The organism is Pseudomonas frederiksbergensis (assembly GCF_003732705.1).
Classification (GTDB): Bacteria; Pseudomonadota; Gammaproteobacteria; order Pseudomonadales; family Pseudomonadaceae; genus Aquipseudomonas; species Aquipseudomonas frederiksbergensis_F.
Genome location: NZ_MOBR01000044.1, coordinates 48,363 through 67,813, shown reverse-complemented (window position 1 = coordinate 67,813; position 19,451 = coordinate 48,363). Strand labels below are relative to the sequence as shown.

Genomic DNA, 19,451 nt, shown 5'->3' with positions numbered 1-19,451 from the left:
AGCCTCCCCCTGTTGTGTATTCAATCGCCCACCCGGGCATACACAGAGGCAGCGTTCATGAACACTTACAATCGCCTCGTAGCCCATCACGAACCGACCACGCGCCCAGCGCTTGAAATCCCCGGCGCGATCACTCCGGTCAGCGGTGCGGATGTGGGCGTCAATCTGGCCATGGTCATGGATCGAGGCTTGCAAATCGCCATTGATCCCGACGCCATCAAGCCTGGCGACAGTGTGTTGGTGTATCTCGACACGCGGCTGGTTCTGGTATTGCCGGTCAAGAAGGATTACGACGGCCAGCCCCTTACCCCATGCATCCCGGCGACGCTGATACCCGAAGGGCTGATCACGCTGACCTACCGGGTGAACCTTGAGCGATCCGCTCCGCTGAAAGTACGGGTCAAAACCCGTCTGCCCGGCGCAATCGATCAGCGGTTGGCACCGCCCCAGATCACCTCGGCCACCCTCAACGGCCAACAGGATGAAACGGTGATCGTGCCGGCCTATGAGGGCATGTGCCCGAACGATGCCGTCACGCTGATGTTCGGCGACTGGGCGTTGCGGCATACCGTAACGGTCGACGAGGTGGGACAGCCCCTGACATTTACGCTGTCCAGGGACAAGGTTGCCAGGAACGGCGACGGCGCGGTCATTCTGTATTACACGGTGTGTGACGACCTGAAAAATTGGGCCTCGGATCGTTCACCGGGCCGTGTGCTAATGATCCAGTCCGGCACCGAAAAACCGGTACTGCCGACGGTGGACGGCGCCGACGAGCAGCACACCTTCTATTTGAGCCGGCTGGGCAGCCGATCGCTCAACGTCAGCCTCGACACCCAAGGCTTCGTCCCCGGAGACAAGCTGACACTGTTCTGGCGAGGCGTGGATCGCACGGGCAAGTCGAAGGTGTTGATTCAGGAACACCTCCTGGAAACCCAGTCGAAGCTGGATTGCAAGATTGCCAATGATGCCCTGCAGGCTCTGGCCGGTGGCAGCGCCCGGCTGTTTTTCACCCGCATCGACGCCAACGGCGCTGCGCACGTATTGCCGTCCACGGAAATACTCATCGTCGGTCACACGCCTAGAGGCCGCGAGGCGCACCATCAGCCAGCGGCCGCTGCCGAAAACGCGGTCTTGCAGATTGCCCAACCGATTATTTTGGGCGCGACTGAAGCGGTGGAAGGCGCCGATTGTGGGGTTTCGCTGCGGATTTACGATGACAGCGGCCTCAACGGTGCCAGGGTCATTATCAATCCGGTGCCAGGGGCCGCGGCGTTGGATGTGGTCGATCTGCTGCTCAATGGGCGCATCGTCGACACCCTTATCATCCAGCCCGGCACCGTGAAGGGTCGGCTTGAGATGAAAATCCCCAAGCTTGAACTCAGGCACGACAGGGTCAACCTGCTGGAGGCCACGGTCAGCCGGGTCAGCCACAACACCGTCACCTGCGCCCCGCCGCTGAGGGTCTTGTACAACGCCATCCGTCCCGGCAACCGCGACCGCGATTGCAATCCCGGGCACTCGGAACTGCAACTGAAACTGCCACAAGACGTTATCGATAACGGCCTGGACGCCGATCGTGCAGCGCTGGGCGTCGAGGTGAGTTTTTGCTACCCCTATTGCCGCGCGTACGACGTCATCGAACTGACAATGGGCAGCCTGATTGTGCGCTTCACGGTCTCGCCCAGTGAGCTGCTACCGTACGTGACGGGCGAGCCGCAATGCATCGTGCGCACATTGACGGCGCAACAATTTCGGCAGGCTGGCGACAGTCCGCGATTTACCTCGTTCTATACCGTGCAGGACCAGCTCAAAAACGGCCCGGACCCGATGGCGCCCTACTCGGCGCACGTGGTTTTCGACTCGGATGTCAGCGGCGTGCGCCGTTGCGCGCCGATGCCGAAAAAGACCAGGGCACGGGCCTGTGGCCAAGTCCCCCATCTGTTGATCGCCCCCACCGGTGTGCATGACCCGCAAGACAATCCGACCCAGACACCGATCATCAGCACCGTCACGGCGCGGGATCAGGTGGTCCCCCATAACGGCGAGACTTACGACCAACACAACATCGTTATTCGCGGCAAGGCGTCACCGGGGCAACCGGTGGTTGTGTATGAGGGGGCGCGCAATCTCGGACGGTTCACGGTCGATGCGCATGGCAACTGGATCGTGCCTGCGCGAGCCTTTGCGGTGGCGCGCCATGTCATCACGGCACGCTCGATCGATGGCTTGCAACCCTCACCGCCGTACGTCTTCACGGTCCGGCCAGGTCTGTCGCGGGACCGAGCGGTGTTCGATTACCCGGACTTTCAAGGCTGGACCCCGCACGAACCGGACTTCAAGAGTGTTTTCGCCTTTTACCAGGCGCCGGGCGGGCGTTATTCCGTACTCAGGATCGAGACCGTCTCCGGCGCGCCACCCGCCGACATCTTGTCCAAATCATTCAACAACCTCGAACCCGGCGCCACCTATCGGCTCCAGGTCGCCGTGGTTCAATCGGCGCCCGGCGACCTCCATCCACTGCTTCGCCTGCGTGCCAGCACCGGCGACGCTTCGGATTTCCTGCGATTGAATAATCAGGTCCTCGATGTGCTTAGCCTGCATTTTGTGCCACCCACGCCCGAGGTCACGCTGCACCTCGAAAGCGGCATGGAGGGTGGACGCGGCAATGTGCTGGATATTCCATGGATTGTTCTGAGCCGGGAGCCCTGAGTACCGATAAGCGTAAAAAAGCCCGCTGACCGTCACCGGTTCAGCGGGCTTTCATGTCGTTATCAACAACCGTCAGTCATTACGCCAACTGACTGCGCAACTGCCGCGCCGCCGCCACCATGTTCACCAATGCCGCCTCAGTCTCCGGCCAGGCACGGGTCTTCAGGCCGCAGTCCGGGTTGACCCACAACCGCTCGGCCGGAATACGCTTCACCGCTTTGCTCATCAACTTGACCATCTCGGCCGTGTCCGGCACCCGTGGCGAGTGGATGTCATACACGCCTGGGCCGATGTCGTTCGGGTAGTCGAAGACTTTGAAGGCCTCGAGCAATTCCATGTCCGAACGGGAGGTTTCGATGGTGATCACATCGGCGTCCATGGCCGCGATGGATTCGATCACGTCGTTGAATTCGCTGTAGCACATGTGGGTGTGGATCTGGGTTTCGTCCCGCACGCCGGAGGCCGTCAAGCGGAACGCTTCCACCGCCCAGTCGAGGTATTCCTGCCATTGCGCCCGGCGCAGCGGCAAGCCTTCGCGGAACGCGGCTTCGTCGATTTGCACGATTTTGATGCCGGCGTTTTCCAGGTCCACCACTTCGTCGCGCAGGGCCAGGGCCAGTTGTTGCGCCTGGATTTTGCGCGACACGTCTTCACGCGGGAACGACCACATCAGCATGGTCACGGGACCGGTGAGCATGCCTTTCATGACCTTGTCGGTCAGGCTTTGTGCGTAGGTGATCCAGTCGACGGTCATGGCGTTCGGGCGGCTCAAGTCGCCGTAGATGATCGCCGGTTTCACGCAACGGGAACCGTAGCTCTGGACCCAGCCGAAACGGGTAAACAGGTAGCCATCCAGTTGCTCGGCGAAGTACTCGACCATGTCGTTGCGCTCGGCTTCACCGTGCACCAACACGTCCAGCCCCAGGCGTTCCTGGACTTGCACCGCATGACGGATTTCGCTGTGCATGGCGTCGGTGTAATCGTTGGCCGACAGCTTGCCTTGTTTGAAAGCCTGACGAGCGAGACGGATCGAACCGGTCTGCGGGAACGAGCCGATGGTGGTGGTCGGAAACGCCGGCAATTGCAGGCGCGCACGTTGCTGCTCGATGCGCTTGGCAAACGGCGAATGACGTTGGCTGTCCTTGGCGCCGATAGCGCTGATGCGGGCCTGGACTTCAGCTTTATGGATGCGCGGCGATTGCGCACGGCTGGCCTGAATTGCGCGGCTCTCGGCCAACGCGGCGTGCACCTTGGGCGACTGCGGATCGTTGAGGGCATCCCGCAGCACGGCGATTTCACCGCACTTTTGCACGGCGAAGGCCAGCCAGGATTTCAGTTCCGGGTCGAGTTTGTCTTCGCGTTCCAGGTCCACCGGGCTGTGCAGCAACGAGCAGGAACTGCTGACCCACAGATTGTCGCCAAACCGCTCTTGCGCCGGTTGCAGTTGCGCCAGCACGTGTTCCAGTTCGCAGCGCCAGACGTTACGCCCGTTGACCAGACCCACCGAGAGAATCTTGTAGGTCGGCAGGCGATCCAGCACTTGGCCGAGTTGATCCGGCGCACGCACCGCGTCGATGTGCAGGCCTTGCACCGGCAGGCTGACGGCCAGACCGAGGTTGTCTTCCAGGCCGCTGAAGTACGTCGCCACGAGTTTTTTCAGCGGCGAGTATTGCAGGATGTGGTAAGCGCGTTCGAACGCACTTTTCCAGTCTTGCGGCAGGTCGAGGGTCAGGATCGGTTCATCGATCTGTACCCATTCCACGCCCTGCTCGGCGAGGCGACCGAGGATTTCGTTGTAGACCGGCAGCAGGCGTTCCAGCAATTCAAGTTTGTCGAAGTCGTTGCCTTTCGCCTTGCCCAGCCACAGGTAAGTCAGCGGGCCGATGATCACCGGTTTGACGTTGTGCCCCAGGGCTTTGGCTTCGGCGACTTCGTCGAACAGCTGTTCCCAGCTCAACTTGAATGGTTGATCGGCGCTGAATTCCGGGACCAGGTAGTGGTAGTTGGTGTCGAACCACTTGGTCAGCTCTTGGGCGTATTGCGCTTTAGTGTGCTCACCGCCGCAGCAGGCTGCGGTCGCGCCACGGGCCATGGCGAACAAAGTGTCGAGGGTCGGCTGGCCGCTGGCATCCAGGGTGCTGTCGAAACGCTCGGGCACCACGCCGAAGGCCAGGGAATGGCTCAGCACCTGGTCGTACCAGGCGAAGTCGCCCACCGGCAGCAGATCGATGCCGGCATCTTTCTGCAATTGCCAATGGGTGGCGCGCAGTTGGCGGCCGACGGCTTTCAACGCGTCCTGATCGAGATCGCCCTTCCAGTAGGATTCGAGGGCTTTTTTCAGTTCGCGGTCAGCGCCGATGCGCGGAAAACCAAGGGTGTGGGCCAGGGCCATGGTGAATTTCTCCCTTTCAAAGATGGTGTAAAACGTGGGCCTATTGTCGACACCCAAGCCAACATGAGACAAACTCAACCTTTTCGTGTTGATCACAAGTTTTCCTCATGGAGCCCCCGGTGCTTGAAATCCGTCACTTGAAGACCCTGCACGCCTTGCGCGAAGCCGATAGCCTGGTGGATGCGGCCGACCGCCTGCACCTGACGCAGTCGGCCCTGTCCCACCAGTTCAAGGAATTGGAGGAACGCATGGGCATGCCGTTGTTCGTGCGCAAGACCAAACCGGTGCGTTTCACCAGCGCCGGTTTGCGCCTGCTGCAACTGGCCGACGCCACCCTGCCGCTGCTGCGTGGCGCCGAGCGCGACATCGCGCGGCTGGCGGGCGGCACTGCCGGGCGTTTGCACATGGCGATCGAGTGCCACAGTTGTTTCCAGTGGCTGATGCCGACCATCGACCAGTTCCGCGACGCCTGGCCGGAAGTTGAACTCGACCTGGCCTCAGGCTTCTCCTTCGCCCCGCTGCCGGCCCTGGCCCGGGGCGATCTGGATTTGGTGGTGACCTCCGATCCGCTGGAACTGGCCGGGATCACTTACGTGCCGTTGTTCACCTATGAAGCGATGCTGGCGGTGGCCAATCAGCACCGCTTGGCCAACAAGGCCTACATCGTCCCGGAAGACCTGCTCACGGAAACCTTGATCACTTACCCGGTGGAGCGGGATCGGTTGGACATCTTCACTCGTTTCCTGGAACCGGCGGATGTCGAACCGGCCCAGGTCCGCACCTCGGAACTGACGGTGATGATGATGCAACTGGTGGCCAGCGGCCGCGGCGTGTGCGGCATGCCCCATTGGGCGCTGCATGAATACAGCTCACGGGGTTACGTGAAGGCCAAGCGGCTGGGTGAGAAAGGGTTGTTTGCGACGCTGTACGCGGGAATTCGCGCGGACATGCTGGATGCGCCGTATATGCGGGATTTCTTGCTGACGGCGAAGGACACGTCGTTTTCCACCCTCGACGGCGTTAGCGCAGTTCGCTAACCCCGATCGTTCCCACGCTCTGCGTGGGAATGCCTCATCGGACGCTCCGCGTTCGGCTCTGGATGGGACGCAGAGCGTCCCGGGCGGCATTCCCACGCAGAGCGTGGGAACGATCATTGTGGTGGTTTTAGAGTTCGCGCCACATGTGGATTTTGTCGAAGTAGTCCTCGCCCACTCGCACCGCCAACGGCTCCAGCCCGTACTGGATAAAGCCGCAACGCTGATACAACTTGAACGCTGCGTCATTGCCCGCGGTGACGGTCAACTGGATCAGCTTCAGGCCCGGATGGTCTTGCGCTTCTGCCAGTGCCGCTTGCATCAGCGCAAAGCCGAGCCCGTGTTGACGAACCTTGCCGGACACGTACATGCCGAACAGCGTTGCCTTGTGCCGGGCCTTTTCCCGGGGTTCGAAGGCCAGGCCAACGATGCCCGATAACTGGCCTTCCACGAACGCGCCAAACACCACGTCCAGCTTGCTGGTCAACCGTGATTCCCACCACCCCAGCGGCATCGCGGCGCGTTCGCGCACGCTGGAGGTGAAGGCTTGCGGATGCAGGTCATAGGCTTCGAGCATCAATGCCCGATAGTCCAGGGCATGGCTGGCGTCCAGGCGTTCAATCCACATGATCACGCCGTCCTGCGTTGTTCAAGCATCAGCCGCACCGCCAATGCCGACAGCACGAACCCCATGAAGTAGCGTTGCACCGCCAGCCAGGTCGGGTTGTTGACGAACCACGACGCAATGCCCGCGGCGAACAGCGCAATCAGCAGGTTGACGCAAAAACTCACGCTGATCTGGGTCAGACCGAGAATGATGCTCTGGGTAAACACCGAGCCATGTTCCGGGCTGATGAATTGCGGGAACACCGACAGGTAGAACACCGCAATCTTCGGGTTCAAGGCGCTGGTGAGAAAGCCCATGGTGATCAGTTTGCGCGAGGAATCCGGCGGCAACTGCTGCGCTTCGAACGGTGAACGCGCGCCGGGTTTGACCGCTTGCCAGGCCAACCACACCAAGTACAAGGCGCCCGCCCATTTCAGTATTTCGTAGGCCATCGGCACCGCCAGGAACACCGCGGTCAAACCGGCCGCGGCGGCGAACAAATGCACGAAAAACCCCGCCACCACACCGAGCAACGAAGTCACCCCGGCCTTGCGCCCCTGGCAGATCGAACGGGAGATCAGGTAGATCATGTTCGGCCCCGGCGTCAGCACCATCAACAATGCGGCGGCGGCAAAGATCAACAAGTCTTGAAGCGGGATCATGGGGGGCAGTCCTTGGTGTCTTGATCAGGCGATCGTGGTCAGCGAGGCTCGATAAAACGGCAGGATCACATCCCGTGTCAATGGCGCCAGCGTGAGATGGCCGTCGGTGGCCGGGTCGATCCAGCGTACCTCTTCGATCTCGGCCGCCGGGGAGACGTCTGAGTCGATGGTCAGCAGAAAGAGTTCGGCCCGTACGATAAATCCGGGCTCGTTAGCGGCCGGTGCCGAAAAATGCCCCAGGTAAGTGGCCTGCGCTGGATCGATGACCAGGTTCAGTTCTTCTTCCAGCTCGCGGGCCAGGGCGTGGACGGGAAGCTCATGGGCTTCGATCTTGCCGCCCGGTTGCATGAAGGCTTCGGTGCCGCGCTTGCGTACCAGCAAGGTGCGACCGTCGGGGCCGATCAACAGGGCGGCGGCGATGTGGATGATGCGAGGGGACGTGGACATGGATCTGGATTGGCCTAGGTCAAAAGGCCAAAAGCATAACCTGTAGGAGCAAGGCTTCGACTTCTTCAGGGATTTTCACGAAGACGCTGTACTTGGCGCCTTCCATGGTTTCAAAGGCAATTAACTTGTCCACCAGCGGACCGTTCAGCACCTTGCCGGCATTGAGCAGCAGCATGCCGTTGTCGGCATTGAGGTTGCGCGCCAGGATCATGCCCGGCGCCAGGTCCCGGGTGGTCAGCACTTTGACCGACGGGTCGGCCAGCGTCACATCACTGAGGTACGCGGCACAGACCTGAATGAAATCCTCCACCAACTCCGGATCGTAGAGCCGCCCGGAATAGCTGCGGATATACACCAGCGCTTCGTCACTGTTCATCTGCCGTTCGAGGATCAACCCGCGCTGCAATTCGATGAAGTCCACCGCCAGTTTCAGCAACCGCGCGCCGAACGGAATCGCCTCGCCCTTGAGCCTGTCGGGGAAGCCGCTGCCGTCCCAGCGTTCCTGGTGATGCAGGATCAGCCGTGCAGCGTCCTTCATCGGGTCGAGGGTCATCAGCAGCGACTCACTCTGCTTCGGATACTCGCGATAACGGTCGCGGTCGATGTGATGGAGCATGTCCGACGGCGTGATCATCATGCTGTCGGTCCAGCTCAGCTTGCCGATGTTGTAGAGCGCGGCGGCCATGGTCAGGTCGCGGCTGGTGCCCTCATCCAGGCCGTGGAGTTTGCAGTACACCCGCACCAGTTCGATGATCTGGCGGTTAGTCTGTTTGGCCGGCGGCAGACGCAAATTGGCCAGCAACGAGAACACTTCGGTGCCGGTGACATAGCTGTGTTTGAGCTCTTCATAGGCCAGGTCGAGCATGTCGGCGGTCTGTTGCAGCTCGGAAGTGCGCGCCGCGACGTGTTTTTCCAGGGTCGAGTTGAGGGTTTTCAACTGGTCGTTCTGTTGGCGGGTCAACTGCACCAGGCGCCGGCGTTCGTGCTCGGAATGATGATGTTCCAGCGCCTGACGCAAGGTCAGGAGCAGTTCTTCGTCGTTCCAGGGTTTGCTGATGTAACGGTGGATCTGCCCGTCGTTGATCGCCTTGATGATCGTCGGCAGGTCGGCGTAGCCGGTCAGCAGGATGCGCGTGGTCGTCGGGTACAGCTGATGGATGTGAGCCAGCAACGTGGCGCCATCCATATTGGGCATGCGCGCGTCGCTCATCACCAGATCGATGGGCTGTTGCGCCATGATTTCCAGGGCCTGGGCACCGCTGGTCGCCAACAATACGTCGTAGGGCTGGCCGCGCAACAGACGACGCAGGCTGCTGAGGATTGATTCCTCGTCGTCGACCAGCAACACCTTGGGTCTATCGGTCAAAGTCGTGGGGAGTTGCTCTTCCATGGCGTCACCTCGAGTAAAACGGGTCTACCGCTGTGTCAGGCGACGACAAACATCCACTCTTGTCGGAGCCTGATCTACAGGCTAGATGATTTTCAGACACTGCCCTCAACTCATTCATTCCAATCCCCCAAGCGAACTCCAGACAAAGGACTATGCTGAGCTGACTCGGATCCACATTCTGTGACCGTTCGGCCAGGTGATCAGGGAAAAGGATGCCCCTATGAACAGACCGTTTCGAACCGCTGTCGCCCGGGGCGTATGCCTATGAATGCGCTGCTTGCACGGGTTAACCGGCGCATCCTCATCGTCGACGATACAGCTTCGATCCATCAGGATTTCGCGAAGATCCTCAGCCCTCAGACCATCGAGGACCACGATCTGGACAGCACCGAAAGAGCCCTTTTCGGATCGACGGCGGCTATCACACTGCAAAGTTTCACCCTCGAATCGGCGTTTCAGGGTCTTGAAGCCCTGAACATGGTCGAAACGGCACTGGCCAACGACATGCCCTACGCCATGGCTTTTATTGACATGCGCATGCCTCCGGGCTGGGACGGCCTGGAAACCATCGAACGGCTGTGGCAGGTCGACCCCAAGCTGCAAGTGGCGCTGTGCACGGCCTATTCCGACTATTCCTGGGAAGACATCGACGAACGCCTGGAACTGGGCGATCGCCTGCTGATCCTGAAAAAACCCTTCGATGCCATCGAAATCCGCCAGATGGCCAGCGCGCTCACCGCCAAATGGCAAATGACCGAAGACGCCGAACTGAAGATGTCCCTGCTCGAACAAGCGGTGGAAGCGCGCACCCTGGAGCTGTCCGACGCCAACATCATCGTGCAGAACAGCCCGACGATTCTGTATCGGCTGCGGGGCGAACCGTCGTTCCCGCTGATGTACATTTCCCACAACATCACCAAATACGGGCACATCGCGGCCAAACTGGTGGCCTCGGCCAATTGGTCCAAGGAGCTGATTCACCCGGACGACCTGGCGAAAGTCGACAGTGCGATGGAACGGGTGCTGGACCGGCATGCGCAGGGGGCGTCCATCGAGTTTCGTATGCGCACTGGCGACGGCGCGTGGCGCTGGGTGGAAAACCGCTACATCCCGGTGCGGGACGCTGAAGGTCGGTTGCTGGAAGTCGAAGGCATCATCCTCGACATCACTGAACGCCGGCTCGCCGAAGAGAAAATCGCCTTGCTGGCCCGCACCGACGGGCTGACCGGGCTGGCCAACCGCGCGACCCTGATCGAGCGGTTGCACCAGGCGTTCGCGGCCAATCGTCGGGGCGCCACCGCGTTCGCGATTTTTTACCTGGACCTGGATCACTTCAAACGCATCAACGACACCCTCGGCCACCCGGTGGGCGACCTGTTGCTGCAAGAGGTCGCGCGGCGGATCAAGGCCTGCGTGCGCGAAAACGACGTGGTCGCACGCCTCGGTGGTGATGAATTCGCGATCTTGCAACTCGATGTCAACGACCCGACCCAGTCTGCGGCGCTGGCGGCCAAGGTTCGCGATTCGCTGGTACTGCCCTACTCCCTGGACGGCAACGATGTGCGGGCCTCGGTCAGCATCGGTATCAGCAGTTGCACCCCGGACATCCTCAGTGCCGACAGCCTGTTGACCCAGGCCGACATGGCGCTGTATCGCTCCAAAGAGCAGGGCCGCAACCAGTACCACTTCCATTCCGAGGAGATCAATCAGGAGGTGGTCGAGCGCATGACCATCGCCAGCGACCTGAAATCCGCCATCGAGCACGAAGAGCTGGAACTGAATTACTGGCCGGAAGTCGACCTGAGCACCGGCAAGATCCTCGGCATGGAAGCCCAGGTCAGCTGGAACCACCCCACTCGCGGCTTGCTTGAAGGCCCGGCGTTCCTCCCGGCGGCGGAAAAAACCGGGACCATTGTCGCCCTCGGTCACTGGGTGCTGGACCAGGCCTGCCGGCAGATGCGTCAGTGGCGTGACGAGGACATGGCGCCGCCGGTGATTGCGATCAAGCTGTCCCTGGCCCAGCTCAAGAGTGGTCCCGAACTGATTTATGACGTGCTGCGCACCACCGCACGCTGGGAGCTGTGCCCGTGGGACCTGCGCTTCGACGTCACCGAAGCGACCCTGGCCCAGACCAAATGGACCCACAACGATGTGCTGCCGCGCCTGCGGGAGTTGGGGGTGAAGATCGCCATCGACGACTTCGGCACTGAATATTCGTCGTTCGATTACCTCAAGACCTATCAGGTCAACCACCTGAAACTCGCCCAGGCCTTTATTGACACTGCCGCCCAGGACCCGGCGAGCGCGAATACATTGCGCGCGATTATCAATTTCGCCCGTGACGTAGGGATCGGAATCATTGCCGAAGGTGTCGAAACCCAGGAGCAACGCAGTTCGCTGATGGCCACAGGTTCGCCGATGAACGCCCAAGGGTATTTCTTCAGCAAAGCGGTCAGCAGCCAACAAGCCGCCGAACTGCTGAAAGCCGGGAGCATTGTGCCCTCGGGCAGCGAAACCGGCCCAGCCTTGGGCAACTTGCCGCGGTCCACGGAGGACAACGGATGAAGACACCCTTCGTGCGGACCAACCGGCGCATCCTGATCATCGACGACACACCGTCGATCCATCTGGATTTCCGCAAAATCCTCGACCCCGACGCAGAAGAGGAACAGTCCCTGGCCGGCACTGAAGAAGCGCTGTTCGGCACCCTGCAACCGGACCGGCTGACCTTTCAGCTCGACTCCGCGTACCAGGGCCAGGAAGCGCTGGAACTGGTCAAGCGTGCCCGGGCCGAAGGTCGCCCTTATGCCCTGGCGTTTACCGACATGCGCATGCCACCAGGTTGGGATGGGCTGGAAACCATCGAAGAGTTGTGGAAGGCCGATCCCAGCCTGCAAATCGCCCTGTGCACCGCGTATTCGGACTACAGCTGGGAAGCCATGGCCGAACGGCTCGAATTCGGTGACCAATTGTTGGTGCTGAAAAAACCCTTCGACAGCCTGGAAATCCGCCAGATGGCCAGCGCCCTGACCTGGAAATGGCAGATGGCCCAGGACGCGGCGATGAAAGTACTGAGCCTGGAGCAGACCATCGAGGCCCGGGTGCATGAGCTGCTCAAGGTGTCGCACCTGTTGCAGTACGACATCCTCACCGAATTGCCCAACAGCACCTTGCTGGGCGATCGCCTGAATCAATCCCTGGCCTTGTCCCGCCGTCATGACAAACAACTGGCGGTGATGTTTCTCGGGCTGGACCGCTTCAAGCGCATTAACAATGCCCTGGGGCATCCGGCCGGCGACGAGATGCTCAAACGGGTCGGCCAGAGCCTGGTGTCCACGGTGCGCGAATCCGACTCGGTGTTTCGCTACGGCTCTGACGAATTCGTGGTGATCCTGGCCGATGTGCGCCACCCGCAGCAGACCAAGGGCATCGCCGAAAAACTCTTGAATGCCATCCGCGCACCGCAACACATTGCCGGCCACGACCTGAGCGTGACCGCCAGCCTGGGGATCAGCATCTACCCCGAGGACGGTCTGGACGCCATCGTACTGATCAAGAAAGCCGAAACGGCGATGCGCAACGTCAAGGAAAACGGCCCCAACGATTACAGTTTTTTCATCGATGAAATGAACCAGCGCGCCCGGGAGCAGCAGAGCATTGAGTCGGGTATTCGCCTGGCTCTGGAACGCAACGAATTCGTGCTGCATTACCAACCGAAAATGGACCTGAGCAATGGCCAGGTGGTCGGCGCCGAAGCGTTGATCCGCTGGAAAAAACCGGGACAAGGCTGGGTGTATCCATCGGATTTCATCGCAGTGGCCGAAGACAGCGGTTTGATTGTGCCGTTGACCAAATGGGTGATGGCCCAGGCCTGTCGCCAGGCGTGCATCTGGAAGACCGCCGGATTGCCGAACATTTGCATCTCGGTGAACGTGTCGGCCATCGACTTCCGCCAGCGCGACTTTGTCGAGAGCATCGAGCTGATCCTCAAGCAGACCGGGATGGAACCGACGCAGCTGGAGCTGGAAATCACCGAAGGCGTGTTGATGCAGAACGTCGATGCCACGGTGACCGCCCTGAACCGGATCAAGGCCTTGGGCGTGCGCCTGGCCATCGATGATTTCGGCACCGGTTATTCCAGCCTGAGTTACCTGCGCCGGTTCCCCATCGATGTGCTGAAAATCGACCAGTCATTCATTCGCGGCTTGAGCCGTGACAGCAGCGACGCCGCCCTGGTCAGCGCCATCATCAGCCTGGGCAAGAGCCTCAAGCTGACCGTTATCGCCGAAGGCATCGAAACCCTCGAACAGCTGGATTTCCTCAAGGCTCACCACTGCGAGGAAGGCCAGGGTTATTACTTCAGCAAAGCTGTGGCGCCGGATGCTTTTGCACATTATTTGATGTCCGTGAAACCCCTGCCCTCAGCCCAGGCATGAGCAACGCGCAACGACACGCAGGCCAACCGCCAAGGAATCATCCGATGTCGCCTAACCCTGCCTTTGCCCTAGCGGTGTTTGTGTTGGCGATCTGCCTGACCGCCAGTGGCGCCCCGCTGGACGAGCCGCTCAAACCGTTACCCGCCGTGCCGCAGCAAAATCCCCTGCGGGTCGAACTCGGTCGCCAGCTATTCAATGAAACCCGCTTATCGGTCAACAACAGCCTGTCGTGTGCCAGTTGCCATCGACTGGAGGGTGGCGGCGCCGACAACAAGCCGTTTTCCATCGGCTTCAACGGCCAACCATTGGCCATCAACACCCCCAGCGTATTCAACGCCACCCTGAACTTCCGGCAGTTCTGGAATGGCCGGGCCGACACCCTGGAAACCCAGGTCCACGAAGTGGTGCAGAGCCCCAGCGAAATGGGCAGTAACTGGGAACATGTGGTGCAGACGCTGAGCACCGACCCGACTTATAAAACCGCCTTCGCCAACGCCTACCCGGACGGCGTCACCATGAACAATGTGCAAAATGCCCTGGCCAGTTACGAACGCACGCTGCTCAGCAGCAACTCGCGCTTCGATCAGTACCTGCAAGGCAATACCGACATCCTGACCCTCGAAGAAAAATACGGTTATCAGCGCTTCAAGGACTACGGCTGCATTTCCTGCCACCAAGGGGTGAACATCGGCGGCAACATGTTCCAGAAATTCGGGGTCATGGGCGATTACTTCCAGGCCCGCGGCAACCCCACCGAAACCGACCTTGGGCGTTACCTGGTGACCAAGGACGAAGAGGACCGCAACGTGTTCAAGGTCCCGAGCCTGCGTAACGTCGCCGTGACCGGGCCGTACTTCCACGACGCCTCGGCGAAAACCCTCGAAGAGGCCGTGGATGTGATGTTCAAGTTCCAGCTCGGCCGCGTGCCCTCGACCGATGACAAGGCCCTGATCATACAATTCCTCAAGACCCTGACTGGTGAGTGGGAGGGCAAGCCTTTATGAAAATGTCCCGTCGTCGCAGCCTGGCGCTGCTAAGTCTGGTGGCCTTGGCCCTGGCCTCGATCCTGCTGTTCCTGTACCTCAAATCCAGCTCCGACCAGACCTCGACCTACACCGAGTCCCGGGACGTGATTGCGCGGATGAAACAACTCAACGCGCAGTGGGAAACCGAGATTCTCAAGGCCCGGGTCGCCCTCAGCCATAACTACGATCCGCTGGTCTCGCCCCTGACCGAGATGACCCAGTTGTGGGAACGGTTCGATAGCATGGAGTCGAACCATGGCCGCAACGACTCGCCCGCCTGGAACACCAGCCATGATGCGTACCTGGCCGCTATTCAGGAAAAGACCCGCCTGGTGGAACAGTTCAAGTCCCATAACGCGGTGCTGCGCAACTCACTCGCGTTCTTGCCCACCGCCGAGGACGACATCCAGCAACCCCTGACCCAAGTGGCGGATGGCGATCAACTGCAATTGCAAAACATCGCCACCGACACCTACGACTTGCTGCTCAGCGCCCTGGAATTCGCCCAGGTCACCTCCGACGACAAAGCCGCCGACATCCTGGTGGGCCTGAACAAACTCGGAGTCAACAAACTGCGGCTGCCGGAAGCGTTCCATGAGCCCATCGATATCCTGAGCAATCACATTGCGCTGATCCTGCGCGAGCAACCGATCGTCAACCGCCTGTTGGAAAACATTGAAGCCATCCCCGTGGCTGAACGCCTGGACGACATCACCAGCCTGTTGAACCAGGATCAGCAGCAGGCCGACGTGATCTATCAGCGCTATCACTTCTACATGCTGGTGTTTTCGGTGCTGCTGGTATTGGTGTTGGTGTACCTGGCGATTCGGCTGATGCGCAGCTTCACCGAGATCAGTCGCGTCAACAAAGCGCTGCAAACCGCCAACGACGACCTGGAACTGCGGGTCGAAGAACGCACCCGGGAACTCAAGGACACCCAGAGTGAGCTGCTCGACACCGCGCGCCAGGCCGGCATGGCCGAGATCGCCACCAACGTGTTGCACAACGTCGGCAACGTGCTCAACAGCGTGAACATCTCCGCTGACTTGGTGACCCGCAAACTGCGCAGTAGCAAGGCCCTGGGGCTGGGCAAGGCAATGCAGCTGATCAACGAACACCCCACAGATCTGGGCAGTTTTCTGAGCGAAGACGCCAAAGGCAAAATGCTGCCCGGCTACCTCAATCAACTGGTGGACGCCATCGCCCTCGAACAACAGGGCATGACCGATGAACTGGCGCAGTTGACCAAAAGCGTGGACCACATCAAGGACATCGTCGCCACCCAGCAATCCTATGCCGGTGCCAACAGCCTGATGGAACCGGTGCACATCAGCGAACTGCTGGAAGATGCGCTGCGCATGAACTCCGGCGCCCTGACCCGGCACCATGTCACGGTGGTCAAGGAGTACAGCGAAGTCCCCCGGGTCATGGGGGACAAACACCGCTTGCTGCTGATCCTGATCAACCTGATCAGCAACGCCAAATACGCGATGTCCGATCTCAGCGACCGTCCACGGCAGATGACCCTGGGGGTCAAAATCGTCGACGACACGATTCTGCAAGTCAGCGTCAAGGATGACGGCGAAGGCATCCCCGAGGAAAACATGACGCGCATCTTTGCCCACGGGTTTACCACCCGCAAGGAAGGCCATGGTTTCGGCCTGCACAGTTGCGCCCTGGCCGCCATCGAGATGAACGGCCACCTCACCGCCCACAGTGACGGGCCAGGCAAGGGTGCACAATTCACGCTGCAAATTCCCCTGAAAACCGTAGCAGGTGACGCATGAGCAGTCCTTCGAATCGACGCATTTTGTTGATCGATGACACACCGTCCATTCACGTGGATTTCCGCAAGATCCTCACCCCGACACCGCCACAACACGTGGAGCTGGACGAGATGGAGGCCACGCTGTTCGGCGCCGAAGCGAAATCCGCCAGTGCGCTGTTCGAACTGGACTCGGCGTTCGGCGGCCAGGAAGGCCTGGGCAAACTCAAATTCGCCATGAAGGAACAACGCCCCTACGCCATGGCCTTCGTCGACATGCGCATGCCCGACGGCTGGGACGGTGCGCAAACCATCGAACACCTGTGGCAGGAAGACCCGCGCCTGCAAGTGGTGGTGTGCACCGCCTATTCCGATTATTCGTGGGATGAACTGCTGGACCGCTTGCAGGCCCATGACCGGCTGCTGATCCTGAAAAAACCGTTCGACAACATTGAAGTCCAGCAGATGGCCAACACCCTGCTGACCAAATGGGACATGACCGAACGGGCCAGTGTGCAGGTGGATCATTTGGGGCAGATGGTCGAACGCCGGACCCGGCAGTTCAAGGAAGCCAGCGTGGAGTTGCAACGGGAAATCGACGAGCGCAAACAGCTTGAGTCGCAACTGGTGCAATCGGAAAAACTCGCCTCGCTGGGGCAACTGGCGGCCGGCGTCGCCCATGAAATCAACAACCCCATCGGGTTCATTTCGTCCAACCTTGGTTGCCTGGACGGCTATTTCAAGCAATTGCAGGAAATGCTCGACGCCTATCGGGGTGCCGAAGAAGCGATTACGTCACCCGAAGTGATCGAGCGCTTGAATGTGCTGCGCGAACGGGTCGAACTGGAATTCCTGCGCGAGGACATTCCGCTGCTGATCAAGGAATCCAAGGACGGCATCAGCCGGGTCGGGCAGATCGTCAAGGATTTGAAGGACTTTTCCCGGGTGGACTCCAACCAGGAATGGCAGTGGGCCAATCTGCAACAGGGCATCGAATCGACCCTGAACATCGTGGCCAATGAACTCAAGTACAAAGCCGATGTGGTGAAGCAATATCAGGTGCTGCCGGAAATCGAGTGCCTGCCCTCGCAAATCAATCAGGTGATCATGAACCTGATCGTCAACGCGTCCCAGGCGATCGGCACGGAACGGGGCACCATCACCCTCAGCACCGGGCTTGAAGGCGAAACGGTGTGGATCGAAGTCGCCGACACGGGCTCGGGCATTGAACCGCAGACGCTGCAGAAAATCTTCGACCCGTTCTTCACCACCAAACCGATTGGCCAGGGCACCGGGCTGGGGTTGTCACTGTCGTACGGGATCGTGAAAAAGCATCATGGCGAGATTTCGGTGCGCAGCGTCGTCGGGACGGGCACGACCTTCAGGGTTGAGTTGCCCGTCCACCAGACCAAACTAGCGAGCTAACCACCCCCCCTGTAGGAGCAAAGCTTGCTCGCGATCGCGGTGTGCCAATCAACATTAACAGTGACCGATATACCGCCATCGCGAGCAAGCTTTGCTCCTACAGGGTTACGTGGGATTACGTGGCTTCCTGGAAATCCATTTCCGGTGGCTGGCGACGGAAGCCGCCGGTCAGCACCGCCAGGTACACCACGCCAATGGCCAGCCAGCTCAGGCCCAGGTAAATCGCCAGGTGATCGAGGCTGACCATCAGCCACAGATCAGCGACCAGGCCAATGAACGGGAACACCAGGAACAGCACCAGTTCACGCGGGCCTTTCTTCTCGCCAGCAATCCAGTAATGGAAGATCACCGACAGGTTCACCAGGCTGAAGGCCAGGAACGCGCCGAAGTTGATGAACGAAGTCGAGGTGGTCACGTCCAGTTTCAGCGCCAGCAACGCCACCACTGCGCACAGCAGGATGCTGTTGACCGGTGTGCCGAACTTTTCATGCAAGGTGCCGAAGAACGACTTGGGCAACACACCGTCGCGACCCATCGCAAAGAGCAACCGCGAACCACTGGCCTGGGCCGACAGCCCCGAAGCAAATTGGCCGACGATCAGGCCGATCAGGAAGATCGACACAAACAGGTCGCCACCGATGTTGCGGGCAATTTCGTAGGCCGCCGAGTCGACGTTGTCGAACTGGAACGACGGATGAGCGATCTGCACGAAGTACGACACACCGACAAAAATCAAACCGCCGATCAGGGTAATCAGCATGATCGCCCGGGGGATCGTGCGGCGTGGGTCGCGGGTTTCTTCGGTCAGGGTGCTGACCGCGTCAAAGCCCAGGAACGAGTAACAAGCGATGGCCGCACCGCTCATGATCAGCGGCATTTGCATGTCGCCGTTGAAGAACGGTTTGATCGTCCACAGCGGTGTACTTGCATCGCCGCCGATGTAATGCACGCACAACACGACGAAAGCGATCAGCACCAGCGCTTGCACCAGCATCAGCAAGGCGTTGATGCCGTTGGCCAGTTTCAGGCCGATGATGTTGATCGCGCTGGTGATGCCGATGAACGCCAGCACCCAGATCCACTGCGGCACCGCCGGGAACGCGGAGTTTAGATAGGCCGCGCCGATCAGCCAGATCGCCATCGGCAGGAACAGGTAATCGAGCAACACCGCCCAACCGGCGATGAACCCGAGTTTCGGGCTGATGGCTTTGCGCACATAGCTGTAGGCCGAACCGGCGACCGGGAACGCGGCGGCCATGCGCCCGTAGCTCATGGCGGTGAAGAACATCGCCACCAGCGCCGCCAGGTAAGCGGCCGGGACCATGCCGGCGGTGGATTGAGCGAGGATGCCAAAGGTGCCGAGCACAATGATCGGCGTCATGTAGGCGATGCCGAACAGCACCACCGAACCCAATGACAGGGTGCGTTGTAAACGAGCCATGAGCGACTACTCCGAATTTATTAGATTTATGGCAGAGCCGAGTTCGGCAAAAATTACGTCAACGTCAAAAGCCACCCCTCACCCCAACCCTCTCCCCAGAGGGGAGAGGGGGAAA

General features: G+C 60.2%; 13 protein-coding genes. 7 read left to right on the top strand and 6 right to left on the bottom strand.

All coding sequences use genetic code 11. The features are described 5' to 3' along the window. The first annotated feature begins 57 nt into the window (after window positions 1-57). Window positions 58-2,712, top strand: coding sequence for a hypothetical protein (locus BK667_RS31645; protein WP_123599955.1), 2,655 nt, complete (start codon window positions 58-60; stop codon window positions 2,710-2,712). A 79-nt stretch (window positions 2,713-2,791) separates the two neighbouring features. Here BK667_RS31645 and metE read toward each other — a convergent pair whose 3' ends face one another. Next, a complete protein-coding gene (metE, locus tag BK667_RS31640; RefSeq protein WP_123599954.1) occupies window positions 2,792-5,104 on the bottom strand; it encodes a 5-methyltetrahydropteroyltriglutamate--homocysteine S-methyltransferase in 2,313 nt (770 codons plus the stop codon). 119 nt (window positions 5,105-5,223) lie between these two features. Between metE and metR the strand changes: the two genes are divergently transcribed. After that, window positions 5,224-6,141 carry a transcriptional regulator MetR gene (gene metR, locus BK667_RS31635; protein ID WP_123515140.1) on the top strand — a complete coding sequence of 306 codons (918 nt, stop codon included), beginning with the start codon at window positions 5,224-5,226 and terminating at the stop codon, window positions 6,139-6,141. Window positions 6,142-6,268: 127 nt separating this feature from the next. Here metR and BK667_RS31630 read toward each other — a convergent pair whose 3' ends face one another. Genes BK667_RS31630 through nosR form a run of 4 tightly spaced genes read right to left on the bottom strand, consistent with a single transcriptional unit; the run spans window position 6,269 to window position 9,244 of the window. After that, window positions 6,269-6,766: a GNAT family N-acetyltransferase gene (locus BK667_RS31630; RefSeq protein ID WP_123599953.1), complete on the bottom strand. Its 498-nt coding sequence runs from the start codon at window positions 6,764-6,766 to the stop codon at window positions 6,269-6,271. 2 nt (window positions 6,767-6,768) lie between these two features. After that, window positions 6,769-7,407 (bottom strand): LysE family translocator, encoded by a 639-nt coding sequence (locus BK667_RS31625; protein WP_123515144.1) that lies wholly within the window; start codon window positions 7,405-7,407, stop codon window positions 6,769-6,771. Between the two features lie 24 nt (window positions 7,408-7,431). Continuing rightward, window positions 7,432-7,854: an NUDIX hydrolase gene (locus tag BK667_RS31620; protein ID WP_123515146.1), complete on the bottom strand. Its 423-nt coding sequence runs from the start codon at window positions 7,852-7,854 to the stop codon at window positions 7,432-7,434. Between the two features lie 19 nt (window positions 7,855-7,873). Continuing rightward, window positions 7,874-9,244: a response regulator c-di-GMP phosphodiesterase, NosR family gene (nosR, locus tag BK667_RS31615; protein ID WP_123599952.1), complete on the bottom strand. Its 1,371-nt coding sequence runs from the start codon at window positions 9,242-9,244 to the stop codon at window positions 7,874-7,876. Between the two features lie 258 nt (window positions 9,245-9,502). On the opposite strand from nosR, the gene BK667_RS31610 reads away from it, so the two are divergent. From BK667_RS31610 to BK667_RS31590, 5 genes are read left to right on the top strand one after another with little or no spacing between them, the layout of a single operon-like run. Continuing rightward, window positions 9,503-11,809 (top strand): putative bifunctional diguanylate cyclase/phosphodiesterase, encoded by a 2,307-nt coding sequence (locus BK667_RS31610; RefSeq protein WP_123509424.1) that lies wholly within the window; start codon window positions 9,503-9,505, stop codon window positions 11,807-11,809. Beyond that, window positions 11,806-13,680, top strand: a complete 1,875-nt coding sequence (locus BK667_RS31605; protein ID WP_123599951.1) for a putative bifunctional diguanylate cyclase/phosphodiesterase — start codon at window positions 11,806-11,808, stop codon at window positions 13,678-13,680. Before BK667_RS31610 ends, BK667_RS31605 begins: the two co-directional genes overlap by 4 nt. A 44-nt stretch (window positions 13,681-13,724) precedes the next feature. Next, complete coding sequence (locus tag BK667_RS31600; RefSeq protein ID WP_123599950.1) at window positions 13,725-14,684, top strand: cytochrome-c peroxidase; 960 nt, start codon at window positions 13,725-13,727, stop codon at window positions 14,682-14,684. Further along, window positions 14,681-16,492 (top strand): DAHL domain-containing sensor histidine kinase, encoded by a 1,812-nt coding sequence (locus BK667_RS31595; protein WP_123509421.1) that lies wholly within the window; start codon window positions 14,681-14,683, stop codon window positions 16,490-16,492. The genes BK667_RS31600 and BK667_RS31595 overlap by 4 nt, the downstream gene beginning before the upstream one ends. Continuing rightward, window positions 16,489-17,895, top strand: a complete 1,407-nt coding sequence (locus BK667_RS31590) for an ATP-binding protein (RefSeq protein WP_123599949.1) — start codon at window positions 16,489-16,491, stop codon at window positions 17,893-17,895. Before BK667_RS31595 ends, BK667_RS31590 begins: the two co-directional genes overlap by 4 nt. A 115-nt stretch (window positions 17,896-18,010) precedes the next feature. Here BK667_RS31590 and BK667_RS31585 read toward each other — a convergent pair whose 3' ends face one another. Further along, window positions 18,011-19,336, bottom strand: coding sequence for an APC family permease (locus BK667_RS31585; RefSeq protein WP_123599948.1), 1,326 nt, complete (start codon window positions 19,334-19,336; stop codon window positions 18,011-18,013). Window positions 19,337-19,451 lie beyond the last annotated feature (115 nt).

Bases quoted from the DNA above. Each gene is read 5' to 3' on its own strand.
- metE (WP_123599954.1), bottom strand. From the start codon at position 5,104: ATGGCCCTGGCCCACACCCTTGGTTTTCCGCGCATCGGCGCTGACCGC.
- nosR (WP_123599952.1), bottom strand. From the start codon at position 9,244: ATGGAAGAGCAACTCCCCACGACTTTGACCGATAGACCCAAGGTGTTG.
- BK667_RS31630 (WP_123599953.1), bottom strand. From the start codon at position 6,766: ATGTGGATTGAACGCCTGGACGCCAGCCATGCCCTGGACTATCGGGCA.
- BK667_RS31610 (WP_123509424.1), top strand. From the start codon at position 9,503: ATGCCTATGAATGCGCTGCTTGCACGGGTTAACCGGCGCATCCTCATC.
- BK667_RS31625 (WP_123515144.1), bottom strand. From the start codon at position 7,407: ATGATCCCGCTTCAAGACTTGTTGATCTTTGCCGCCGCCGCATTGTTG.
- BK667_RS31620 (WP_123515146.1), bottom strand. From the start codon at position 7,854: ATGTCCACGTCCCCTCGCATCATCCACATCGCCGCCGCCCTGTTGATC.
- BK667_RS31590 (WP_123599949.1), top strand. From the start codon at position 16,489: ATGAGCAGTCCTTCGAATCGACGCATTTTGTTGATCGATGACACACCG.
- BK667_RS31595 (WP_123509421.1), top strand. From the start codon at position 14,681: ATGAAAATGTCCCGTCGTCGCAGCCTGGCGCTGCTAAGTCTGGTGGCC.
- BK667_RS31645 (WP_123599955.1), top strand. From the start codon at position 58: ATGAACACTTACAATCGCCTCGTAGCCCATCACGAACCGACCACGCGC.
- BK667_RS31585 (WP_123599948.1), bottom strand. From the start codon at position 19,336: ATGGCTCGTTTACAACGCACCCTGTCATTGGGTTCGGTGGTGCTGTTC.
- BK667_RS31600 (WP_123599950.1), top strand. From the start codon at position 13,725: ATGTCGCCTAACCCTGCCTTTGCCCTAGCGGTGTTTGTGTTGGCGATC.
- BK667_RS31605 (WP_123599951.1), top strand. From the start codon at position 11,806: ATGAAGACACCCTTCGTGCGGACCAACCGGCGCATCCTGATCATCGAC.